The 23,496-nt window shown below is 58.1% G+C and carries 15 protein-coding genes and 3 pseudogenes; 9 read left to right on the top strand and 9 right to left on the bottom strand.

The genetic code is table 11. From position 1 onward, the window contains the following. Positions 1-1,152 (bottom strand): annotated as a pseudogene (locus tag XH98_RS17400) (NEL-type E3 ubiquitin ligase domain-containing protein); the annotation flags it as partial. Positions 1,153-1,889: 737 nt separating this feature from the next. Here XH98_RS17400 and XH98_RS17405 point away from each other — a divergent pair. Then, the gene (locus XH98_RS17405; RefSeq protein WP_271619415.1) at positions 1,890-2,105 is read left to right on the top strand and encodes a type IV toxin-antitoxin system AbiEi family antitoxin domain-containing protein; all 216 of its coding nucleotides are present in this window, start codon (positions 1,890-1,892) and stop codon (positions 2,103-2,105) included. 178 nt (positions 2,106-2,283) lie between these two features. Here XH98_RS17405 and XH98_RS17410 read toward each other — a convergent pair whose 3' ends face one another. The 4 genes from XH98_RS17410 to XH98_RS17425 all read right to left on the bottom strand — a co-directional run bounded on the left by XH98_RS17410 (position 2,284) and on the right by XH98_RS17425 (position 7,237). Next, on the bottom strand, positions 2,284-2,490 hold the full coding sequence (locus XH98_RS17410) for a cold-shock protein (RefSeq protein ID WP_027575593.1): 207 nt from the start codon (positions 2,488-2,490) through the stop codon (positions 2,284-2,286). 731 nt (positions 2,491-3,221) lie between these two features. Beyond that, positions 3,222-4,712: a prolyl oligopeptidase family serine peptidase gene (locus tag XH98_RS17415; RefSeq protein WP_271619374.1), complete on the bottom strand. Its 1,491-nt coding sequence runs from the start codon at positions 4,710-4,712 to the stop codon at positions 3,222-3,224. A gap of 37 nt (positions 4,713-4,749) precedes the next feature. Further along, the gene (locus XH98_RS17420) at positions 4,750-5,256 is read right to left on the bottom strand and encodes a hypothetical protein (protein ID WP_271619375.1); all 507 of its coding nucleotides are present in this window, start codon (positions 5,254-5,256) and stop codon (positions 4,750-4,752) included. 1,768 nt (positions 5,257-7,024) lie between these two features. Continuing rightward, entirely contained in the window at positions 7,025-7,237 is a 213-nt protein-coding gene (locus XH98_RS17425) for a helix-turn-helix domain-containing protein (RefSeq protein ID WP_271619376.1), read from the bottom strand. 529 nt (positions 7,238-7,766) lie between these two features. Between XH98_RS17425 and aepX the strand changes: the two genes are divergently transcribed. After that, complete coding sequence (gene aepX, locus XH98_RS17430; protein ID WP_271619377.1) at positions 7,767-8,693, top strand: phosphoenolpyruvate mutase; 927 nt, start codon at positions 7,767-7,769, stop codon at positions 8,691-8,693. Between the two features lie 323 nt (positions 8,694-9,016). After that, complete coding sequence (locus tag XH98_RS17435) at positions 9,017-9,787, top strand: phosphocholine cytidylyltransferase family protein (protein WP_271619416.1); 771 nt, start codon at positions 9,017-9,019, stop codon at positions 9,785-9,787. Between the two features lie 491 nt (positions 9,788-10,278). On the opposite strand, the gene XH98_RS17440 is transcribed toward XH98_RS17435, so the two are convergent. Beyond that, the gene (locus XH98_RS17440; RefSeq protein WP_271619378.1) at positions 10,279-11,787 is read right to left on the bottom strand and encodes an alkaline phosphatase family protein; all 1,509 of its coding nucleotides are present in this window, start codon (positions 11,785-11,787) and stop codon (positions 10,279-10,281) included. Positions 11,788-11,893: 106 nt separating this feature from the next. Continuing rightward, a complete protein-coding gene (locus XH98_RS17445) occupies positions 11,894-14,476 on the bottom strand; it encodes a CaiB/BaiF CoA-transferase family protein (protein WP_271619379.1) in 2,583 nt (860 codons plus the stop codon). A gap of 1,102 nt (positions 14,477-15,578) precedes the next feature. Here XH98_RS17445 and XH98_RS17450 point away from each other — a divergent pair. The 6 genes and pseudogenes from XH98_RS17450 to rpoN all read left to right on the top strand — a co-directional run bounded on the left by XH98_RS17450 (position 15,579) and on the right by rpoN (position 21,111). Next, positions 15,579-16,178, top strand: coding sequence for a methyltransferase (locus tag XH98_RS17450; RefSeq protein ID WP_271619380.1), 600 nt, complete (start codon positions 15,579-15,581; stop codon positions 16,176-16,178). 35 nt (positions 16,179-16,213) lie between these two features. Beyond that, entirely contained in the window at positions 16,214-16,429 is a 216-nt protein-coding gene (locus XH98_RS17455; RefSeq protein WP_271619381.1) for a hypothetical protein, read from the top strand. A 66-nt stretch (positions 16,430-16,495) separates the two neighbouring features. Next, positions 16,496-17,269, top strand: a complete 774-nt coding sequence (locus XH98_RS17460) for a thiamine pyrophosphate-binding protein (RefSeq protein ID WP_271619382.1) — start codon at positions 16,496-16,498, stop codon at positions 17,267-17,269. Continuing rightward, positions 17,155-17,637 (top strand): thiamine pyrophosphate-dependent enzyme, encoded by a 483-nt coding sequence (locus tag XH98_RS41145; protein WP_442868603.1) that lies wholly within the window; start codon positions 17,155-17,157, stop codon positions 17,635-17,637. Before XH98_RS17460 ends, XH98_RS41145 begins: the two co-directional genes overlap by 115 nt. 199 nt (positions 17,638-17,836) lie before the next feature. Further along, complete coding sequence (gene phnY, locus XH98_RS17465) at positions 17,837-19,279, top strand: phosphonoacetaldehyde dehydrogenase (protein WP_271619383.1); 1,443 nt, start codon at positions 17,837-17,839, stop codon at positions 19,277-19,279. Positions 19,280-19,706: 427 nt separating this feature from the next. Further along, positions 19,707-21,111 (top strand): annotated as a pseudogene (gene rpoN / locus XH98_RS17470) (RNA polymerase factor sigma-54). Positions 21,112-22,279: 1,168 nt separating this feature from the next. Here rpoN and XH98_RS17475 read toward each other — a convergent pair. Beyond that, positions 22,280-22,469, bottom strand: a pseudogene (locus XH98_RS17475) (cold-shock protein). 801 nt (positions 22,470-23,270) lie between these two features. After that, positions 23,271-23,486, bottom strand: a complete 216-nt coding sequence (locus XH98_RS17480) for a helix-turn-helix transcriptional regulator (protein WP_271619384.1) — start codon at positions 23,484-23,486, stop codon at positions 23,271-23,273. Positions 23,487-23,496: the final 10 nt, after the last annotated feature.

Genomic DNA, 23,496 nt, shown 5'->3' on the forward strand with positions numbered 1-23,496 from the left:
CAAATCGGAAAGGTGGGCGACATCGTCTCGGAATCCCCGGGCGACTTCATATCGGTACACCCGGGCGACTTCGTCGGAATCCGCACTGCCGAGGGCAAGCGACTGAAGTCCGGTCGGTAAGGTGTCGGGTAGGCGGGTCAACAGGTTGCCGCGGACATCGAGGTCCTGGAGCCCGGCCGGCAGGTTGTCTGGCAGGCTGGTCAACCGATTGCTGCAGACGGCGAGTGTCGAAAGGCTCTCCGGAAGCGTTTCGGGCAGCCCGCTCAGCTGGTTGCTGCCGATGACCAGAGACTGAAGTCCGGTCGGGAGGGTGTCGGGCAGGCCGGTTAACCGATTGTTGCTGGCGCCAAGCGTCCGGAGGCCGGACGGGAGGGTGTCAGGCAGGCGCACCAGCTCATTGTCGCTGACGTTGAGCGACTGCAGCCCGGGCGGAAGGGCGGCAGGCAGTGTCGTCAGTCCCAGATCATGCAGCTCCAGCCCTGCATAGACGTCGCCTGCCTCTGCCCAGGCTCTTATTCGCCTTACGGCCTCTTGGCGGTCTTCGTCTTGCGTCTGCCCCTCCTCGCCGGCCCAGGTGTCCAAGATGTGGTCGAGCCGCGATTGCCTGAGGACGGGGTCTTCAAGGTCCGTCGTACTGCCATCGCCCGGTCGACCAAGGATTGATGCTCCGAGATTTTGCTGCCAAGGAATTGCCGTGGTCGTTGGCCACTCAGGCACCGCATCACCGGCATCCGCCCAGCAATGCTCCTCCTGATCGAGACTTTGCGTCGGCCAATCGGCAGCTCCATCCATGCCGTGCCAACTATCCGTCAGACTGAAACTGTCGGTTGGCAACTGGCCACCCCGATCCGCGGCCGGAAAAAGCAGATCTTGATTGATCCCTTGTCCAGAGAAGGCGGGCGAATCCGAGGGCAACCGCGAGGTGCCTTGTCCGGCGCGATCCCCGTGCGGCATTCTCAAAAAATCCGCATCTCTGTTCGACGCAACGCGGTCGCCGAGGCTATTTGAATTCTGGGGCGGGCGCTCGTGCGGATGCCACTCGTTCAGGTGCTGCTGAAACCCCGCCCGGTACTCCTGCTGCTGTTCCAGCTCGTCGTCATACGCCTCGACATCTGGGGCCTCGAATGGGTGGAGGTGGTTGAACGGATCCATCCAATTCTCCTGTCTGAGCAGCGAACGCCGAACCTGGATAAACACGTTCTCGCTACGAGGCTTAGCTTTCGAGAAGCTGACGGGGAACCGAAATGATTGTAACTGCCCTGTTAGATCTCTGTGGGAGGCTTAGCACTTGAATGCCCGTAACGCAGTTCGACATGCGGAGCTCGGACCATCTCGGGGTTTCGAGAAGCCGTTTTCTGAGCCTCTCAAGAACGTCCGCGCTTGTGGGCGCCGGGCAATTCATGCTGAGAAGCATCGCAATGTCGGGACCCCCGTGGTCCACTGAACGTAAGGTCATATGTCCGTCGCTGCATGTTCCAGATCTTCCACCGCCTTGCTAGCGACCTTCTCCGGTCCTGCGCGACCTTGTCAGAGATCGGCCAATTGCTCCAAAGCGAGAGCCATGACCTAAGTAAAGACTCGCACATTGCCCCTGTCGCGGCTGGTAGAAGACCTTGTCTGCTGCGGGCAGATTGAGCTCGCGCCCCAACAGCCATTCGTAGAGAAACCAGATCCAGCGCGTGTAGAGCCGCGTCCGCTTTTTGGTTCACAAGGTGCGCAATCCTATCCCCCCTCACGGTGAGGAAGAGCCGCTTCAGGATGGCCCTCGCGGCGCTCCGCCGCGCCGGTTGAAATCGCAGGTTTGAAATACAGCTAAAATACTTAATACGACTGAGCGTTTTGGCAGAAAGCCAAACCTCCTCGAACATGCCTCCCGGCTGTTCGACGAGCTGGCGCATAGCGAGAGCTTCCAGGAGGCCGAGATGCTTGTTGATAGCTTGTGCAAGCTCAATCCCCACAAGCTGCAAAAGCTGCTGGGCAATTCCAGAAGCATGAAAGTCAAAAGGCTGTTCTTGTTTGCCGACCGGCACAACCATTTTTGGCTGAAGCAAATAGACCGTGACAAGGTCGATTTGGCACTGCGACCTGGCTGGGAAAGGCTGTAACTCTGGCTGCAGCGATTGGTCAACGGCTTCAGGAGATCGAGGCTCTCAAATGTTTTGCGAGACAGCCCATGCCTGGAAGAGGAGGTCGAAAGGCCGAATGCCCGGCACTGTGACACGGCATCGCCGGGCAGGTGCGAGAACATGCTTTGCAGAGTCCAGTTTCCGGAGACAGGTCAGATCAGCCCACCCGGAGATCCTCAGCCGACATCTTACCCGTACGCCCGGCCTTGAGCTGATAACTTACCCGGGCCCCCTCTTCGAGGGTGGTGTAACCGGCTTTTTCGACGGCACTGATGTGCACGAAGACATCGGGACTTCCGTCCTCAGGCCTGATGAACCCATAACCTTTGGTCGAGTTGAACCACTTCACAATACCCATTGCCACGGCGGCATCTCCATAGTGAACCGTTGTGATCTAGCGAAGAGTCTCCCGGCCATCAAGAGGGTTGGCAAGAGACGAGTCGCCGCGCTGCTCACGTGGGTGTTTTATCGCGTGGTCTAGCTGCGGCCGCATTGTGCAAGCGACAGAAGGGTCCTGACGTCAACGACACTTTGCCTCACGGCTTCAGCCCAGATGACGTTTGACCTTCGTTTCACTCGCCGCACGCGACTGGCTTGCAGAAGACCTGGGGAGCCTCGAACATGCCGCGCTCATCCAAACCGGCGGAATCGTTTTCATCGACGTTGAACGACAGGGCGGTCGTGAACTCCTTTGCGCAGCGCCGAGCAGGACTATCAATGCGAGCATGCCTGTATCGAAGCCACCTGACATGCTTTCTCAAGCGAAGACGCCGCAGGGCTGCGCTTTGGCGGTTCGTCTTCGGATGTCAATAGCACGTCGCGCCCTGTCGAACGAACAGGGTCCGCCGAGACAATCCTGAAGGAAGCCCATTTGGCAAGTTGTCCGCTCGTCTCGTTGTATTTGGGAAGCCGGAAAACCCGCTCGTCACCGGGGGAGCCTGTTCAAACCGGTAACTTGCGCCTCTGACGAACTTCATCGCGCCGCCGGCGGCTCTTCAGCCTCTCGCCTTGGGTTCCGACGAACTGAGCACCGTGAAGGCGTTGAGATAACCGATGGTCTCGATTTGTTTGCTTTGATCAGCCCGTCCACCGACTTTACTCAGAACAAAGCCGCCTCGATGCATAGGTGTATTTCAGGGCGAGTTGACGCGCATCTTCCACGAGATTGGCCATGGCGCTGTGTCCCCCGTCGATGTTCTCGTAATAGAAGTAAGGCTGGCCCAGCGCGGCGAGCTTCGCGGCAGCTTTACGGCCATGCGCTGGATGCGCACGGTCGTCCTTGGTGGAGGTAAGAATTAAGGGAGCGGGATAGGTCTTGCCCGCCACCAGCTTCTGATAGGGCGAGTAGCCTTCGATCCCCGCACGCTGCTCGGCAATGGCGGGATCACCGTACTCGCCGATCCAGGCGGCGCCCGCGCCCAGTTTGGTGTATCTAAGCATATCAAGCAGCGGCACCTGGATGATCGCCGCGTTGAAGAGCTCGGGACGTTGGGTGATTGCGGCGCCAACGAGCAGGCCGCCATGGCTGGCGCCAATCGCACCTAGCCGGCACGGACTTGTGATGTTCCGGCGGATCAAGTCCTCGGCAACGGCAATGAAATCATCCCATGTCGTCTGCTTCGTTGCTCCCTGCGCCGCTTGGTGCCATTGTGGACCAAACTCGCCGCCCCCGCGCAGATTCGCAACGACATAGGCATTGCCCTGTTCGAGCCAGAGCCGCCCCACCGGTCCCAGATACGATGGCAGAAGCGACTCCTGGAAACCGCCATAGCCATAGAGAAGTGTCGGAATCGTGCAGTCAAACTTTGCGTTTTTCGGCCGCACCAGAGAATAGGGAATTGACGTGCCATCGCGCGAAGTGGCTTCGAGCTGCTCCATGACATGATTGGACGCATCGAAGGCAGTCGGTGTCGTCTTCAATTCCTCTAGGCTTTTGCTTTCGGCATCAAAATACCAGACTGAGGTTGGCCTGAGATAGCTCGAAACTGTGAACATGGCCTGGTCCGCTTCATCGGAGATGCCTGACAGGCCGACATTTGCATGTTCCGGCAGCGGGATCGGCGTCGCCGACCAAGCTCCCTGATCGTACGTATATGCGAACGCTTTGCTCTGAATGTTTTCGAGGATCGTCAAGATCAACAAATTCTTTGTGGCGCCTAACCCGCTCAGGGCCTGCCGGGGCCCAGGTTGGAAAACAAGCGAAGGTCTGGCGCGCAGCGGATCCTGTTTCCATTCGTTGAGGTCATACGAGATCAGCGATCCGGCGGCGAAGCTGATATTGCCTGGCGGCATCCAATCTTCAGCAAGCGTTACAAGCAGGTTACCACCCGCTAGGCCATTCATCGCTGCCTTCTTCGGCAGATTGAGCTTGACGGGCCCATCGGCGCGGAAGACCACATACTCGAACTCAAAAGAGCTGATCGCGCGGCCCGCGCCGGTCGCATGAACATGACCCCTGCTGTCACGAACCACGAAGGGGTACGTCAGAACGTCGGTGGGCTCGCCACGAAAGATCTCACGAGCCTCACTGAGCGGCTCAGCGCGTTTGAGCTCCTTCACCACAAAGGGGTAGCCGGCTTCCGTCAAAGTCCCCTCACCCCAGTCCCGTGCAACAAGAAGTGTGTCACGATCGACCCAGCTGACGTGCTGCTTGCCTTCTGGGAGAGAAAAGCCGTGGTACGAAGGTCTTGGCGTCGCGGTCGAACTCTCGTATGGACACGGCATCCTTGCCGCCATCGGAAAGACTAATCAGGCAGAGGCGATCTTCAGGCGGAAGGTAGTTCGCACCTTGAAAGACCCAGTTTCTTTTTTCGGCGACGGCCAAGGCATCCACGTCGAGGATGGTCTCCCACTTTGGATCTTGACAACGATCGCTCTCAGGCGTGGCGCGCCGCCAGACGCCGCGTACGTGGTTCTCGTCTTGCCAGAAACTCTCCAAATCGCGCCCTTCCAATCGAACATCTGCGATCTGATCCTTGGACTGCAGGATGGAGAGCGCCTGTTCGTAGAAGCGCCGATAGCGAGGATCCGACTGGAGCACCCCGAGCGTTTTCTCGTTCTCGGCGCGAACCCAAGCCAACGCGCTTAGCCCTTCGATCTCCTCGAGCCAAAGGAATGGGTCGTCAGTCACCGCCGCATCCGCTCGCTCCTGTGAAAGCGCCGTGGAGGTGATGCAGGCATTCGAAAGCAGCGGGGGCGGAGAAGAGTGATGTATTCATGGACTTGCTCCGGCGGAGGTCGAGCGGTCAGGCTCGCGGGCCCTGGCGCGTCATGCAGAAGCGGCGGAAAGCACGCAAGCGCATGACATAGCGCGGCTTGCTCTATGTCGCGGGCCATCCATTGCAAGCTGCGTGCCGGCTAAAGAGACGCGAGTTTCAGCCGTTCGGGGCTGCACGAGCCTGTCCGGTTGCCGACATTAGATGCCAAGCGGACATCGCACCGTGTGGGTGGACCGCCTGTCGGACGACGTCAGCATTTTCGGTATCCAGTGGCAAAGACTCGGAAAGCAAAGATGCCGCTTTACCTCCGGATCTGAGGTCCTCCTTGCTGGCGTCTCCGGGCGGTCCTGTCGACGGGGCATCATCACGTGAAAAACCAGCGCATTGATCATCAGCCAGATTGACATCATGTAGTATGGTTGGCGATCTCCGACCCGTTGGTTGCAAGCATAGTGAAGTTGGAGGAGCTTTTCCCTGCAAAACACACGAGTGGGTCGATAACTCGCTTGCTTGACTGACTGCGGAGAGGATTGTGCTCAAGACCAGGAGAGTAGAAAGCGACGAGAATCGGTCTACGCTGCAATACGTTTTGAGATTGAGCCAACAATCAACAACAGGTACAAGCACCAGATCAGGTTCTTCGGCGGGCCGCCCGCTCCGACATCCCGACGGTACGATATGGACGGCCCAATAGGGCTCCTGGCGTCGTCCTCCGTGGCGCGTCAGCGCATCCGATGCGAGGTAGAAACCTGCAGAGAAGCCTCTTTCAAGCTGCCGCGGCCAGGAGCTTGGCTCTATCAGGTTGCGGCCCTGTGCGGTGATACGATCCCTTCCCATGACATGCCCCTTTCATACCGTGAGGAGGATACCTCCGATGTGGTCGGCTTGATGCTCTGCAGGCGGCACAAACAATGGCCAGCTCCCGACTATGCGACAGCGAAATTGCAGCTCGAATGTTTGACCAGTTTAATGGGGGCGTGCGTCGTTAATGGCTCCGTACGAGGCGTACCCACCTCGCGGAGATGTATATGAGCTGTTCATTGCGTACCGATTTGTGGTCGTGTTCCGCGCCTCGAATCCTCCTCAACGCCGTCCTGATAGTGCCAATTCGACGTCTCTGGTCGTGGTCCAACTCAGCCACATCGACTTCGGGTCACCTGCCGCAGAAAAGGCCGGATCGCGGCTCGCCGCAACGTGTCCAGCTTATGGCTCGAATCCGCTAGATTACCGAGAAACGCAACCTTCGCATTACCGGTCCGCGAAAGGATAGTTCAATCAGCTAGCTACGGTTGCGACGATCGCCCGCACTTGGTTGAGCGCGCAGAGCGCTCGCGTATGGTGCAACGTCTACCAGCGGCACGCTTTCGGAACTGCGTTACGAACTATCACTGCCGTCTGCCTATCCGGCCCAGGCCGTCTACCCCGCCGTTCCGATGAGCACGACTTCAGTAGCTAAGCCGCTACGATCACCTCTCTTCAACTTGCGACACGCATACCCGCGTCATCAGCAAAGGGGGGGGCCAGACCGATCACAACGTTAACATAGGGATCCGACGGCCTCGCGCATTGAAGAGCGATATCCGCGGGTGATCTCACCTCGCCTAGTGGTCCACGGCGCCCTGTGACGATCGGCGACGAAATAGAAGCACGCCCTCTTCAGCGGCAACGAAACTGCGGCCGTTAGTCAAGAAGACCCAGACACCGCGCCTTGACGACGCACTGGGTGCGGCTGGTCGTTTCCAGCTTTCGCATCGCATTCTTGATATGAAAGTTAACGGTGTTATAGCTCACGCCCAGGATGACTGCGATGACCCAGGATGACTTCCCTTTCTCCACCCATCGCAAACACTGTCTTTCCCGTTCCGACAGCACAACCTCTTGCACATCCGCCATGAATTTCTCCTGGACTCGAGAGAGCAGGAGAGGCATCAGCAAGTGCCATGCCACTCAATGGCACACGCAAACTCTCGCAGGAGGATAAGTTCTTGGGAGATTGCCGGCCTATTGTCGGGAGACTGCCATCGAACTGCAGCCCCCTCGACGGGATTGCGACATATGTCGCAACGCAATAGCAGCATTTACGACAATCGCAGCAGTCGATATTTCAACATCTGCGTGAGCTGGATATCACCCTTTTGGCTAGGCGCTCCTCCCGCCAAGGCTGAATGCTCTGTGAAGGGCCGTAGCACGTGGCTCACGAGCTCAGATCTTCATTTGCACCAAAGCTTCCCTTTCCAGCGTGTCGGCTCGACGCTCATCCGACCATAACGACAGGCTAGCGTTCGGCGCCAACCCTATGGCGATCATGCAGGCTTTTTGCGCCCCAATAAACTACCAACGCTGGTTATTGATCGACATCACGACAAAACGATATGAACAGTGAAATTTGAGCCAATAGAAGCTCGGCCTCCAGGATTTCCGTATGCAGTATCAGCCACAAGCCGTTCGGCCTAACGCAGGTCATCAATGCACTCGTCCGTCGGCAGTCGAACTACTTCGCGCCCAGGTCTGCTCGAATGATGAGCTCTCGTTTCTGATGGAAGCGCATGATGGTCTGTCCGCCACAATCGCCCAGCGCTCAGGATTTAAGGGGCTCTGGGCGTCCGGTCTGTCGATTGCCAGCTCGCTCGGCTTTCGCGATGCCAATGAAGCTTCATGGACCCAGCTCGTCCAGAGCGCGGAACGCATAGTGGACTCAACCAAGCTACCTGTGCTCGTTGACGGAGACGGCGGCTTCGGCAATTTTAACAATGCTCGCCTCCTCGCACGCAAACTTCATCAGGCTGGCGCGGCGGGTGTCTCGCTTGAGGACAGCTGCTTCCCGAAGCTAAATTCGCTCATTGGTGAACGGCATCCGCTCGCCGATATCGATGAGTTCTCCGGTCGTCTGCGGGCTGTAAAGGATGCGATCGCTGACAATCTTGTTCTCGTGGCCAGGATCGAAGCGCTGATCGCCGGGCACGGATTGAACGAAGCTATCTTGCGTGCACACGCTTATGCCGACGCGGGAGCCGATGCAATCTTAATTCACTCGCGAAAGAGTACCGCGGACGAGATGCTTTCGTTCGTCACCGAATGGCGAAACCGGCTCCCTGTCGTGATTGTTCCGACGACATACTTTCGAACGCCAGTCTCAGCCTACCGCGATTCGCGCATCTCCACAGTCGTCTGGGCCAATCACTCCATGCGAGCTGCGGCAGCTGCAATGCGGCGCATCTGCGACAGCATCGCAGCTCAAGAGAGCGTTGCGAGCATCGAATCTGATATCGCGCCGCTGAGTGAGATATTCGAACTCCTGAGGTATGACGAACTCGCCGTGGCCGAAAAGCAATATCTGCAGCCCAGCTAGTCCATGTCAGCGGGGGTGGCACTTAAAGTTTCCTTTTCAAAACCCAGCCGATGCGCCTCTGACTTCTCGTCGGGTCTCGCTCCAGTGTCACCCAGCAAGGCCGCGACCTAACATCCTGGGCAGCTCCCGACGTGGCTAAACATCTGCCCCTGATGCCTCAAGGAAGCTTACGCAGCGGCTGATGCAGGTGTATGCGTTGATGGCAATTCACGCCTACCCGATTCAATACCTGGTGTGGTCGGAAAAGTCCGCGGCAGGCAACACTGAACAGAGGCGTTCACGATGGTTGCGGAGCGACACTCGGAATGAAGAAGGCGAATGAAATGCCTCTGAATGTTCCCAAGCATGCTCTTATTCTAGCCGCGGGAGTGGGCTGTCGACTACGGCCGCTAACGGAGCTAAACCCGAAACCTCTAGTCCAAATTCATGGCACTCCCATCCTGCACAACGCGCTACATAACCTTGGGCGGGTCGGCGTGGAAGAGGTGACGATTGTTGTCGGGTATCGCAAAGAGGCGATCCAAGACGCCTGCGGCAGCCGCTTTGGCAGTGTTGCAATCAAATACGTAGAATCCCCGGTTTACGACCGTACTGGGAGCGCCTATTCGCTCTGGCTGGCGCGTGACGCGCTCGTTTCCGGGGACCACCTCCTTCTTGAGGGCGACGTCTTCTTCGAGGAAAACGTATTGCGGCGGCTGGTCTTCAGTGCAGCGCCCGACGCAGCTGCTGTCGCTCCCTTCCACGAGCTGATGCAGGGATCAGCCGTCCTGTTGTCCGATCTTGGCTTTATTTCAGAATTTCGTTTGAAACAAACAGTGAGAAATCTTATCGCGGGTGACCCGCCTCTTTACAAGACGATGAATCTGTTACGGCTGTCCGCGTCTACTCTGCGGACAGAAGTCGTTCCGGCCCTAGACGATATGATCAAGGCCGGAGCTACCCAGGGCTACACTGAGGAGCTTCTTTCCTATCTCGTGGAAACACAGGGCCTGCAAATTGCTGCCGTAAGATGCGATGATCTCAGGTGGTACGAAATCGACGACGCGGAAGATCTACGTACTGCAGAACGCATCTTCGCGAAAGCTGACGTTTGATCCAACCGCGCAGGGGCGCGGTTCACGACGATCGCGGAAGGTTTGACGCTGCGCCTTTTTACGACCTGCGCGGCTGGCTGCTCGCGCGGGCGATCTCGGTCGGCGTTTTGCAGTTGTCGCCGAGGAATCTGCGGCTTGAGGCATCTAAGGATCTTGCGTCGCCCTCCCTTACAAGCCCAGTCAGGAGGAACTATACAGTCCTTGGCAAGTAACGGAGCAAGAGCTAGGCTAACTCACTACGCTCGTGCCAACTATGGCCGCCGGAATCTGGCACAGCCCACGATAGCTTGATTGTGCTGGCCTGCTTCTGAAAGCGAACGGCATAGCTCTCTTGCTTCAAATCCGAGAGCATTGCTGTGAGCCCCACCTTGGACAGCCAAGCCGAGGCAATCTGACTCGCTGCCCTGCTTGACGCTTGCAGTTGCGGTCACCAGACCGAAAAGAGCGACAAGCGGCGCTTTTTCATGGGTCGTGATGACCTCCGCGTACGATCAACTCCGGTGATTGGATGAAGAAGCATCCGCCGAATCGACGTAGATTGTCGCGCCAACCTGCACGCGACGCAGTTCCTGCCGGTATCCACCGGCTCTCGCCTTATGAGCCGTCTCGATGGTTGGAGGATCCTCTGCACCGAAAATAAGGAGCTCCGCGAGGACGCGGCCGGTCATCGTGGACGGTCGCGAAATGCCAAGCAGACTGAGTACCGTCGGCGCAAAGTCGCAGATACCCGAAGGCACACGCGATTCCACGCCGCTTCTGATCAATGGGCCCGCTAGGATGCCGAGCGACGACATTTCCTTGGCGTGCAGCCCGCCGTGCACACCGAACCCAACCGGCGAATTCGGGCTCCAGCAGCGGCCGGGAAAGCCAAAGGAATCGAGACCATCGTCTCCCCGAAACGAAAACAATATGTCAGCCGACCGGGGATGATCGGCGAAGACCAGATGACGGGCAAGGCTACCTGAGGCGATCCCATCCTCCCCGCTCTTAGCGGCTGTAAAAACCGGTCCGCACCAAGGCCGTTCCATCATTGCCCCAACCAGGCGGCGGATGGCACGGTCGGATGGCTCCGTCAGGTAAATGGCGCCAACCTGACCCGATATGACGACCGCGTCGATCCCGGGTCCTGGCACTTGGCCACAACGCATCCCAGTCGCCTTCAACGTGTCCAAGAGATCAGCCTGAGCGTGCACCGTGACCTGACCATGCTCGGATGCGACGATAAGATGCACACCTTTGGGCGCACCTTCAGATTCCCACCAATCAAGCACCCGGCCGAACTGGCGGTCGAGAAAGCGGATCGCCTCCAGCGTCGGCGTCGCGCCGATTCCGCAATGATGCGAGGAGGTGTCAGGCTCGCCGAAGGAGAGAATTGCGACATCTGGCCGAATTTGAGGCCAGACCTCGTCAAGCAACGCCGAAGTCAGAAAGGCTTGAGCGGCCAGATCCGGCGTACCGTGAGGCGTCGGCGCGGGCGTCGGCCCAAGCCGCGCCTCTACCCTTTCGAGCATTGCGGCCGACGTGGCGACGCGAGCGAAATGACCCGAGAGCGTCACTTGGCTGAGGGATCGCGCCTTGTGGTTCAGCAAGCGAGTTGCTCCGGCCGAATTGGAGGCGAGAACCGCAAACGTCTTGCCGTTCGTTGCGAGGATCTCGCCCAGCGACGGCGCACCGACCAGATGGCCGCCGCTCGCGGCATCGAGGTCCTCGACCAGGCGGTCGTCACTCGTATCGATCAAGCGCGGCGCTGCGGCCACGCGGTCCAGAAACCTGTTGCCGACAATCCCATGACGATCCGGCGTTGCGCCAGTGATAAGGCTCGTCAGTGAATTCAGGGTTTCGCTGGGATAGGTTGTGCGCTGCCGCGCTAGCGTAGCACCGCGGCGCTTGAGTCTGTCCAGATTCGGCGTCAGCGATCGACTAATAAGATCGGGCCGAAGCCCGCTAAATAGCACAATGATAACGCGGTTTGGGCTTGATTGATCAGACATAGTGGTCATGCTCGCTTAGTGGTCATGCTCGCTTAGCTGTATGTTTCAAGGGTGCCCGCGGCTGCTCACTTGAAGCGCCGCGACACGGTGAGAGCTCGGCACAGGCTGGGTGAGACTATGCCACCGATACTTTTCGCGCCGTCCATGTGAACCTATCCGTGATCCCATCACGACTTTCGCCCAGGACGCGAGACCGTGCCGCGATCATCGCACACGACAGCCGCTTCCGGACACAATACCTGGGTCGATTGTCCTGAAGACGCACTCTTTGCCTTAAAGGTCCCTCGCAGAGCACTGTCGTCCCGGTGATGCCTTCTCTCGCCAACTCTGCAGCATCGCTATTGGAGAGCTCGAGAAGCCCAGTCAAGATCTCGCTATTGTGCTGCCCCCACGTCGGCACCGCCGCACGAAAGGTATAAGGTCCGATCCCTTCGCGGATCGGCATTGATGGCTGTAGATGCGCCGCTATGGAAGGGCGCTCGACTTGCGGCAGCAATGCGCGCGACCTTAGATCGGTATCCTGAAGCAGGTCGATTGGATGCCGAGCTACGCCAGAAGCAACCCTTATCGAGTGCAAATCGAACATCGCCTGATCTGCATCACGGCTGCACGTCCAGGCTTCGATAGCGTTCTCGATGTTGTCCTCAATGCTACGGCGGGCTTCTGTAGAATTAAGCGAGGCGTCCATGGCCCACTCTGGTCGACCAATAAGACTGGCAAGCCTCTGCCACATCTCATTGTCGGTGGCGACTACTACAAGCCAGTTATCCTCGCCCGCGCATCGAAAGCAGCCGTGAGGCACGAACTGCGGATGTCGATTGCCGTACCTTTTCGGCGGCATAGGATCGATCGACTGGATAGTGAGCCATGGCGCCGCAAATGGCAGCATGCATTCGATCTGGGCAAGGTCAATAAGCTGCCCCTGCCCGGCATCACGGGCACAAATCAGCGCGATCAGAACTGCGGCGCAGCCGTTCAATCCGCCGATAGCATCTCCGAAGGCAACATGGCTCATCACGGGCGGCAAGTCGGACTTTCCGACCACAGTCGGCAAGCCCGAGCCCTGTTCGAGAGTCGAGCAGTACGCCCGACAATCGCGATAAATACTATCCGAGCCAAACGACATCGACAGCTTAACCAGTCGAGAGTTGAGCGCTCGGAGCACATCACAACCAAGTCCGAGCTTCGGCAGGACATCCACTGAAAAATTATCGACAACAATTTCACCTTGCGCCAAAAGGCGCTTAACAAGAGCGAGACCTCGTGGCCGCGTGAGGTCGAGTGTAATTCCTCGTTTGTTGCGGTTCATGATGCAGAAGCATGGCGCCTGCTCGTACATTTTGTCTTCGATGAAAGCTGGGCGTCGGTCAACGCCGCGCCACCAATCCGGGCGTTGGATGGCCTCGATTTTGATGACGTCCGCACCAAGATCCGCCAGGATGCGCGTACACAACGGTCCTGACCACCCCATCGAGAAGTCTATTACACGAACTCCATCCAACGGCGGGCGTCCGGCATCAGTGCAGGCCGCTGAAGGTGAAGGCAGACGCCTCCGGACGTTCGTGATAGCTTGCTGTTCGCCTGGAACCGGAACCTTACCACCTCGGCGCGGCGGCGTTAACGTCAAGCGTTGCATCGGGCCCGCGGTCAGGCCCTGTTCTTCGTCAATGAGAAAAGGCACGATCGCGCCGCGCTCCTTCATCTCACCGTCGTGGAGAAGATCAGACATTTGGGGTACTGGCACGATAGGAATCTTACGTTTACGCCCCTCGGTAAACCACTGCTGCGCTGTACGCGTTTTCAGCCTCGGTGCGAATTGTTGTTCGATCTGTTCAATGTCCTGCAGACGCTCCTTGCCAAGGAGCAGATCCGAATTGTCTGCAAGTTCGGAAAGGTCGAGCATATCGCAAAACGCTCTCCACTGAGCCGGTGTGAAGGCTGTAACGCCAAGCCATCCTTTTTTTGTTTCGTAAATACCCGCTGGAAAGATCGGGCAGAAGCGATTGACGCCAAGACGGCGTACGACGTCGCCATGCGCCGAGGCCTCAAAGATGAGGTATTCACTCAGAGCGATACTCGATTCGAAAATATTGAGTGACCAGCCCCGGCCCTGCCCGCCGCGCATTCGAGCAACCACCGAAGAAGCCGCGGCTATAAAACCCCATAGGCCAGCAAGAACACCCGTCTGGAAATCTGGAGCGTGCGAAGGCGGCCCCTCTGCCGGCCCAACCAGCTTGACGAGGCCAGCAAGTGCACGGACGGTCGAATCTGTCGCTGCGAAGTCTGCATAGGGTCCTGCACGCCCGAACCAGCTCGCCTCAACGTGGATCAAGCCGGAGCGCCGGTCACGGATCGCAGCGACATCAATGGGCGGGCAATACGCGGACTCAACATCCCGACCATCGATCAAGACGTCGCAATCCTCGATCAGTGCAGTTAGACGCGTGATCGCGCCCGCCTCCGCAGGATCGATGATAGTGCTTGATTTGTTCAAATTGAGAAATGCGAAGCACGCACTATGGCCTCTGGGAGTGAGTGGCGCAGTACGGCGCATTCGATCTCCCCCCGGCGGCTCGATCTTCTGAACGTCAGCCCCAAAATCTGCGAACAATCGAGCGCAATAGCTGCTTGCGTCCGAGCTGCCGATCTCGATTAATCTCAGATGTGACAATACCCCCGGTTTCCTTTTGCTATCCATACCATGCCCCACATATCACTTGCCGAATCCGCATCTTTACGAGCGAGCGCGCCGCTGCTTAGCAGGCCATGAGTATCCGGCCGTCGTGGTACAGCGATCAAGGGCCCGTCGTGTAGCCGGTACTCGGAAGCGAGCCTGAGCACGGCGGAAATCACGTGGACCCGAGCGACAATGACTAGGACACTCAAGATCCGGCTCGAAGAAGCAAAATGCCATTAAGTGGCCGGCACTTGCCTGTCCACGGCGGGATGAACTGCCGAATCTATGCAGAATGCAGGAACAGCTAGATGCAGACAAGGCTGTATGCGCTCTTTTTGCTCTCGTAGAGGAAGTGAGGCCAACGCAGCAATAATTGTACCAATCGCGTCCAGCACGAAATTGATGACGCGAGACAAGGGCTAGACTTTGCATCTCGTCGGACTCAATGGCGCATTGAAGTAACTACCACAAAATGTGCGGAATGAGACAACGCGTCCGCTTGCGCTCGGCTATCTGCCGAACAAGATCTAATATGGTGGCGGCGTGTCGCTCTGTTCTTCTAGTCAACTACCAACCCTCGCAATTGATTCAGTGGAAAGACTTGCGTTACTGCAGATTAGGGCGAGCGCTTGCGTACCGTCAGCGGTCGAATGCAGCAGGAGCTCTCTAGCTCATGGAAGCGCATAATGGCTCGGACGCGCATTCGGCAAGCACGCTGGCTCAGATGTCACCGGAGATATTTCTGGCGTTCGTGCTGCCGATCGGTCCGCTCTCAGCCGCCGCATCCTCAGCGTCTTTCGTGCGGCCCCGGCTCCCTCAGAGGTGGCGGCCTTGATGAGAGATCTCATCTACTCTGAATGACTTTGATCTAGAGGGACATGCGATCATGCAATCGTCTGCATTATCATCTGGCGCCGCGTCAATATCGCAAGGCTCGCCCGATGGCCCTACTTGCGGGCCTGAGTTAGCGCAGATAATCAGGTGGCGTGACAGCTCGTATGCCGCGGATCTCTATATTGCGGGTGTCTCATGGCTTGATCTTTTCACCTACCTTGACGGTCATCCGGTAACGGAGGAGGAGCTTCGGGTCCATTTCTCCCTTCGGGAGCGTCCGACGCGGACCATGCTTCGCCTCTTTGAATCGTGGGGCCTCATCACCAACGAAGCCGGCCGGCTGACCGCAACCGCAGCGTCCGCTCGGTATCTGAGTGGCAAATCCCCGGACAGCGTCGCATCGTATATTGCAACGATGAAGTATAAGTCTTCTGTTCGAGAGCTTTACGAAGTTTTACGAGATGGAGGCGCCAACACCTGGCACGTTTGGCGCGGCGTGACAAAGAGCTGGGACGCCCTGATGCAGACCGACGAGTTCGCTGACCTGAACACACGCGGGATGGAGGAGCGAGGGCAGGTTTTTGCGCCACACCTCGCAACTCTTCTTGATTGCACGGATGAAAGTTCCATCATCGACGTGGGCGGTGGATCGGGCGTGTATTCCGCTTATTTGCTAATGCGCTATCCCGCACTCACAGCAACGATTCTGGAACGGCCGCCCGTTGATCAGCTGGCGCGGAGATGCCTCACGGAGCGGAAGCTTTACCCCGATCGCGCCCGAGTCATAGCTGGAGACATGTTCGTTGACCCGCTACCAAGGGACGCAAGCCTCCATCTTTATTCGCACGTTCTTCACAATTGGGGATCAGACAAGGTCCGCCTTTCCTGAACAAGTCCTACGACGCTCTTCGTTTAGGCGGGCGCGTGGCGATTTTCAGCTGCCACCCGGACGACCGTGGAGGCCATCCGTCTCCGGCTGCTGAAGCAGAATATTCCGTGCTGCTCACGGCAGGGTACGAGGGCTGCTGTTACAGCTTCGAGGACATCCGCACGATGCTTGAGGACGCTGGCTTCGAGCAAATCGGTTATCACAAATCCATCTGCAACCGCAGCTTGGTTGTCGCGCGAAAGACCACCTAAAAGATCAAGACAGCTCGAGGACGCATTTTATGCTGCCGCTGCTCTTCTTCAATTCGTGAGTGCGACATGCCGATTCAGACCAACGTTCTGTTGTCGAAGCTCCGGACGGCTGGGTACAGTCTCTTCTCCGGCGTCCCCTGTTCACACTTTGCTGACCTGTTCGACGAAGCAGCTCGTCAGCCTGGATTCCTGGCTATTCCCGCAGCTAATGAAGGCAGTGCAGTTGCCTTGGCCGCGGGTGCGGTGCTGTCTGGTCGCCGAGCGGTCGTGGCGCTTCAGAACTCCGGTTTCGGAAATATCATCAACCCGCTGACGTCACTATTAATGGTCAGCGAAATACCTGTCCTGCTCCTCCTATCCGTCCGCGGTCACCCCGATGAGCCTGCGGATGAGCCACAACACCTGATTATGGGGGCCAAGACAATGGCCCTCTTGGACTTGTTCTCTATTGAGTGGTGCGACTTCGATGGAACTGATACCGGCACGGATCGCGCGATCGCGCGTAGCGACGAACTATTACGCATAGGGGCACCGTTTGCGCTGCTCTTTCGGACTGGCCAGCTATCCAGTTGCAACGCAGTAAAGCGACCGCCTAGCACGATGGACCATGGGCTCAGCGTCGGGGAAGTCATCGAGACGATTTGCAAGCAGATCGACTCCGATACCCTCATTCTTTCTACGTCCGGATTTATCTCTCGTGAGCTGTCCGGGTCTGGGATCGCCCGCTGCATTTCTATGTCCAGGGCTCGCTCGGGCATTGTGGCGCGGTCGCTGCAGGACTTGCTCTTACGGCGCCTGCCAGAACGGTCCTGGCATTGGATGGAGATGGCAGCGTACTGATGCACATGGGGGCTCTGTCGACCATTGGCTACGCAAGCCCAAACAATCTGATCCACCTGGTGCTAGACAACGAAGGCTACGTTTCAATAGGTGGTCAGCTCTCGACCTCACGAACATCATCCCTCGACGCCGTCGCCTCAGGCTGCGGTTATCGCAGCGCCACCCTTTGTAAGCGGTCAGATCATCTCATAGCTGTCACGCAGCAATGCTTGAGGACGAGTGGCCCTCACTTCATAGTCGGCAAGGTCAATCGGCAGCATCCGTCGCGGCTTCCTCGCGTCACCTCTAGATATTCGCCTCTTCAAAACAAGACCACATTCCGGCGAGCGCTGCACAACCACGGCAGCGTGCCAGCTACAGCTTGGTAGAAGGAAATTGTGATGCACCGGAAGCCATCATATACGACTCGGGCCATCCTGCGCTTGGTCTTCATTGGCAATCCTTTCCAAAGCGACCGTCAATCAAACAACCGCCCCGACGGCTTCGCTCGCCGCCAGTGCATCTATTCGCGACGAAGACGCGACACATTCCAGCAATGTCACACTCACATCCCGATTGAGCTATCGCATGCCTGATATCGATCAAGACTATCATCCGATGCTCATAGCAGGTTCGCCTTCCCATTCGGACCTGACGATCGAAGTGAGTAATCCTTTCACGGCGATGCTTGTAGGCAAAGTGCCGCAGGCAAGACCTGACCATGTCCGCAAAGCGTTTGAGGCGGCCGCGCGAACTCGCCCTCGGCTGACTCGCCGCGAACGGACGGATATTCTCCTTGGAACCGCAAGCGCGGTAAGACGAGATCAAGATCAGCTTGCTCGGCTAATTACGTCGGAGACTGGTCTCTGCCTGAAAGACGCCCTGCATGAGACCAAACGCGCCTGCGACGTCTGGTCGTTTGCCGCCCACGCAATGATTCAGAGCGAGGGCGAGATTTATCCATGTGACATCGGCACAACTCCTCACGAACGACGCATCTTTGCCATGCGCAGACCTCTTGTTGGTGTGATCTTCGCAATCACTCCATTCAATCATCCTCTCAACCTTGTCAGCCATAAACTCGCTCCCGCCATCGCGACAAACAACCGCGTCGTCCTAAAGCCATCCGAGCGAGCTCCACTGACTGCCCTGGCACTCGGCAGGATACTATTCGAGCAGGGACTGCCGGAGGAGATGCTTTCAATCCTGACGGGAACCCCGGACTCGTTGGAAGATGCTATGTTCACCGACCCGGATGCGGAGCTCGTGACATTTACGGGGTCCGTTTGCGTGGGGCGATACATCGCCGAGCGGGCCGGATACCGGAAGCTCATACTCGAGCTCGGAGGTAACGACCCAATCATCGTTCTTGAGGATGCTGATCCCGAACGTGCAGCTCATTTAGCCGTCCAAGGTGCAATCAAGAATTCGGGTCAACGATGCACAGCCGTCAAGCGGGCGTTGGTAGCCGAAACTATCGCGGACCATTTTGCAGATCGCGCGCTCCATTACATGCGGCAGCTCATGACCGGCGACCCCAGCGATCCATTTGTGGACGTCGGGACCGTGATCAGCCAAGAGGCTGCTCAACTTATCGCTCGACGGGTTGCCGACGCGATTGATGATGGTGCGGTCCGGCTACTTGGCAGTCGGCCCGACGGCGCATTTCATCCACCTACACTCCTGGATCATGTTCGAGCGACCTCCGAACTTGTAGTTGAGGAAACATTCGGGCCCGTGCTGCCGATCATCCGTTGTCCAAACGATATCGATCAAATCATATCAATCGCGAACGCTACCAAGTTTGGACTTTCCGCGGGTGTTTGCTCTAACCGGATTGATCATGTCACAAGACTGATCAATGGTCTCGACGTAGGAAGCGTGAACGTGTGGGAAGTTCCCGGTTATCGGACCGAAATGACGCCCTTCGGCGGGATCAAGCAATCTGGGCTTGGCTATAAAGAGGGTGTTCTCGAGGCGATGCGCGGGTTCACGCAGCTGAAGACGTACTCACTCCCGTGGCCGGTCTAGGCCTGCAACGGGCTACAGCAGCCCGAAAATTGATTCGTGGAAAAGGCAAGAGCCTGTTTACCGTCAGCACTTGTGGACGAGTTGAGGACCCGCACAGAGCGAGGATTTCCAGTTCATCGTAGCCACCAAGAGCGGAGACGAAGCGGAAATCGGACCAGGTAAAGCGCCGACAGAACAAGTGCTAAAGCATTCAGCGTCAGACACGCCGGCAACGCTCGGAGAAGAGGATCAGCATCATACTGGAACGACGTAAGCATCCGGAGAGCCTTTCAATTATCCACAAATTCCTCCGGCATATCTGCCGTCCTTCCAGTCGTTCGCACGAGACCTCCCACGCCGACTCTGCTTTTGCGCGACATCAAATCGCGTGGATCAGCTCCTGACTAGATGAAGGAACCTCAGCTAAGTTCAGTATTGGTTCTGCTCCATGTCGATCGCGCAGAGACTAGAGTACCGGCGTTCGCAATCGTTGGTCATGTCACCGCAGTCGATGCAAATGATCAAGCTGCTGCAATTGTCCAGTCTCGATCTCACGACCTTCGTGGAGGAGGAGCTCGAGCCCGCCAGCGGCGAGGCATCTGGCGTCGATTTCCTGACTGCCGTCGATGAGGTCTGCGCCGAACAGCGGGCCGAGGCGGCCGCGCGCAATGCCCAGGACGCGGCGCCGACCACCTACACGGAATGGGCGGCGGCGCCTCGGGTGACGAAGACTCTCGAAGCCTTTGTCGCGGCCGAGACAGCGTTGTCGGACCATCTCGCCGAGCAGCTCTCGGTCGCCTTTCACCGCACCCGCGCAGCGCATGATCGGCCAGTACCTGATCGACCTCGTCGACGAGGCCGGCTATCTGCCGCCGGATCTCGGCCAGGCCGCCGAGCGCCTTGGCGCATCGCAAGCCGACGTCGAGTACGTCCTTGCCGTGCTGCAAAAATTCGATCCGCCCGGCGTCTGCGCGCGCAATTTGAGCGAATGCCTGGCAATCCAGCTCCGCGAGCTCGACCGCTACGACCCGGCGATGCAGGCCCTCGTCGAGCACCTTGGTCTCCTGGCCAAGCGCGACATCGCTTCGTTGCGCAAGCTTTGCGGCGTCGACGACGAGGACATCGCCGACATGATCGGCGAGATCCGCCGCCTCAATCCCAAGCCCGGCATGAAGTTCGGCTCGGCGCGGCTCCGGACCATGGTGCCCGACGTCTATGTCCGCCCGGGCCCAGATGGCGGCTGGCATGTCGAGCTCAACAGCGACACCTTGCCGCGCGTGCTGGTCAACCAGACCTATTATTCCGAGCTCTCCAATAAGATCGGCAAGGACGGCGACAAGTCCTATTTCACCGACGCGCTCCAGAGCGCGACCTGGCTGGTGCGCGCGCTCGATCAGCGCGCCCGCACCATCCTGAAAGTTGCGACGGAGATCGTGCGCCAGCAGGACGGCTTCTTCACCCATGGCGTGGCGCATCTGCGGCCGCTGAATCTGAAGGCCGTTGCCGACGCCATCCAGATGCATGAAACCACGGTGTCGCGCGTCACCGCCAACAAGTACATGGCGACAAATCGCGGCACATTCGAATTGAAATATTTCTTCACGGCCTCGATCGCCTCCGCCGACGGCGGCGAGGCGCATTCCGCCGAGGCCGTGCGCCACCACATCAAGCAGCTGATCGATTCGGAAGCGCCGTGGGCGATCCTGTCGGATGACACCATCGTGGAACGCTTACGCGCCTCGGGAATTGATATTGCCCGCCGCACGGTCGCGAAGTACCGCGAAGCCATGCGCATCCCGTCCTCGGTGCAAAGCCGCCGCGAAAGTAACAATCAACAGCCGAGCATCGAGTAGAGCTCGCCGTCCGTGAAGAACTCGCAAGCCGCTGATTGGGAGCCCGAAAGCGACCTTTGTCGTAACTACCGAAAAGGGGCCTTCGACTTCGTTGGGCGTTATTTGCTCGCCTCGGACTGCGTTGGCGAGGAGCGAGACGCGACGACTGAAGTGGTGCGAGATTGGAGAACAAGACGTTCCCGGCTCGGCTCGATCAGATGATCGAGATGAAGTCCGTTGGTAGCGCGGGGCTGGAGGGCAGACGGGGGTACTTGGAAGGCGCCATTCGAGGAGGTTTACATGATGATCTCGGCCGGCGCTGCTACCAAGGTGCGGCTTTGGACTAGATCATGAGTAACATTGCCCGAGGCAATACCGCCGATCGAGATGGGACGCGGCTTCTTCGCCTCAGGGATTTTGCGCTGCAGGTCAATGACGATAAAACTCAGAACGCAGTAGGTCCTACTCTGGTGCGTCTGCAGGGTCCCCCCTGCAAGCAGGTTGGCAAAGCCGCCGGCAGTGGTCTAGACAATTGCGCTAGGATAATCGTAGCCTGCAAACGGCACGAGCGGAAGCGGCACGGGCACCTCGCTTTTTTCGAGCCGGCGGCGAAGCCCGTCAGCTTCTCGCAGGGTTTCCGGCGTAACGGTGCCGTCCTTGTTTACGAAAGACGTGGTGAGCCCGGGACAATCACACCCATATGAGAGGGCGCTTTTGATGAAGGTCCAGCACTGCGTGGAATGATCGTGAGCCGGCCAGACGTCGCAAGAGGCCCTTGATCAGCAATTAGCGAATGCTCGCGAAACTTGCGCGATCCCGTCTCAGGTCGTGCTTACCAAGAAATAGATTGACGGAGCATCTTCAGCAGGCAATCCAGCCAGAGAAAACGCGCGGACCCACAGCCAGAGCACGGCGCGGAGCTAGTGGTGAAAACATCGCTGCGCCGGGAGCACGGTCACCTACTGGCACACGCCGAGAGACCTTTTTGTCCCGCGATAAGCGGGTGGCTCCTGCGTCACCCGCGCTTCACCTCTATTACGATCGCATGCGCCGGCGGTGCGGCCTAATCTACGTTCCTTACGCGGAAAGGGGCGGTCACGTCAGCGAGACGTCGCCACCACTGCACAATCATCCTCACAAGTTCAAGACAAGCCGTGCTCTCGTTTAGGGCGTCATCGGCGTGCTCGTATTAGCCAACCCGGAGATCCTCAGCTGACATCTTGCCCGTACGGCCGGCCTTTAGCTCGTAACCTACGCTGGCTCCCTCTTCGAGGGTGGTGAAACAAGCCTTTTCAACGGCACTGAGGTGCACGAAGACATCGGGGCCTCCATCCTCGGGCCTTGGTCGGATTGAACCACTTCACAATACCCATTGCCACGGCGGCACCTCCATGGTGAACGCTTGTGATCTAGCGAAGAGTCTTCCGATCATCAAGAGCAGCGATAACTAACGCCGCGGGCTTGATGCGAAGGGCTCGCGCTCTTTTTTGTCGGATGGCCTAGCTCTGCTCAATGGCGAACGATAGAAACCTCCCTGACGCAACAACACTTCAATTCCAGGCCTTAGGGTCCTGATCACGCCTTTGCCTCTGCTTCCGTTGCTGTGACTAACGGTTAACAGGAGAATTGCATGCATAGCACACGCAGCTCTAATCACTCAAAAGACGAGCTCGGGATTGGTGGGCCGCGAAGATCGTTCACCAAGCCAGCGCAGCTCCGTGGGCATCACCCGAATCAGGCGAGGCGTGTAGATCCGTAGAGTTCGAGCAACGTCTACGAGCAGCACGTTTTGGAAATGCGTCTGCCGACTATCACTGCCGCCCCCAAAGTCCGGCGCCATGTCCAAGCCGCCTTTAAATAGCTATAACTTCAGGACGTCTGCCGCTATGATCACCGGACTTCAACCTGTGACAGGTATATGCCCAGTGGGCTCGCAACCGGGAGACAGGCGATTGGGGCCGGGCTCACCGTCGAGCTTTCAAGAGTGTGACGCGCCGGCGGCACTACGTCGGCTCGCTCGTCCGCGTTGCGCCTCACCATTACGATAGGCGACGACATGGAAGCACGCCATGTTTATAGTATAGCGCCTCTTTGATCGCAGTACAGTTGGCAGGCCGCAATTTGCTTCGTATTTCGCCACAGCAATCCACGGCCTAATAAGCCCCGCCGCGAACCGCGGTCTAAATAAGACCCAGGCGTCGCGCTTTGACGACACACTGGGTCCGGGTGCTCGTTTCGAGCTTTCCCATCGCATTCTTGATATGGAAGTTGACGGTGTTCTCGCTGACGTTCAGGATGACCCCTATCGACCAGGATGACTTCCCCTTCTCGACCCATCGCAAACACTGTCTTTCCCGTTCCGACAGCACAACCTCTTTCTCATCGACATCCGCCATGACTTTCTCC

Source organism: Bradyrhizobium sp. CCBAU 51745 (assembly GCF_028128715.1).
GTDB classification, from domain to species: Bacteria; Pseudomonadota; Alphaproteobacteria; order Rhizobiales; family Xanthobacteraceae; genus Bradyrhizobium; species Bradyrhizobium manausense.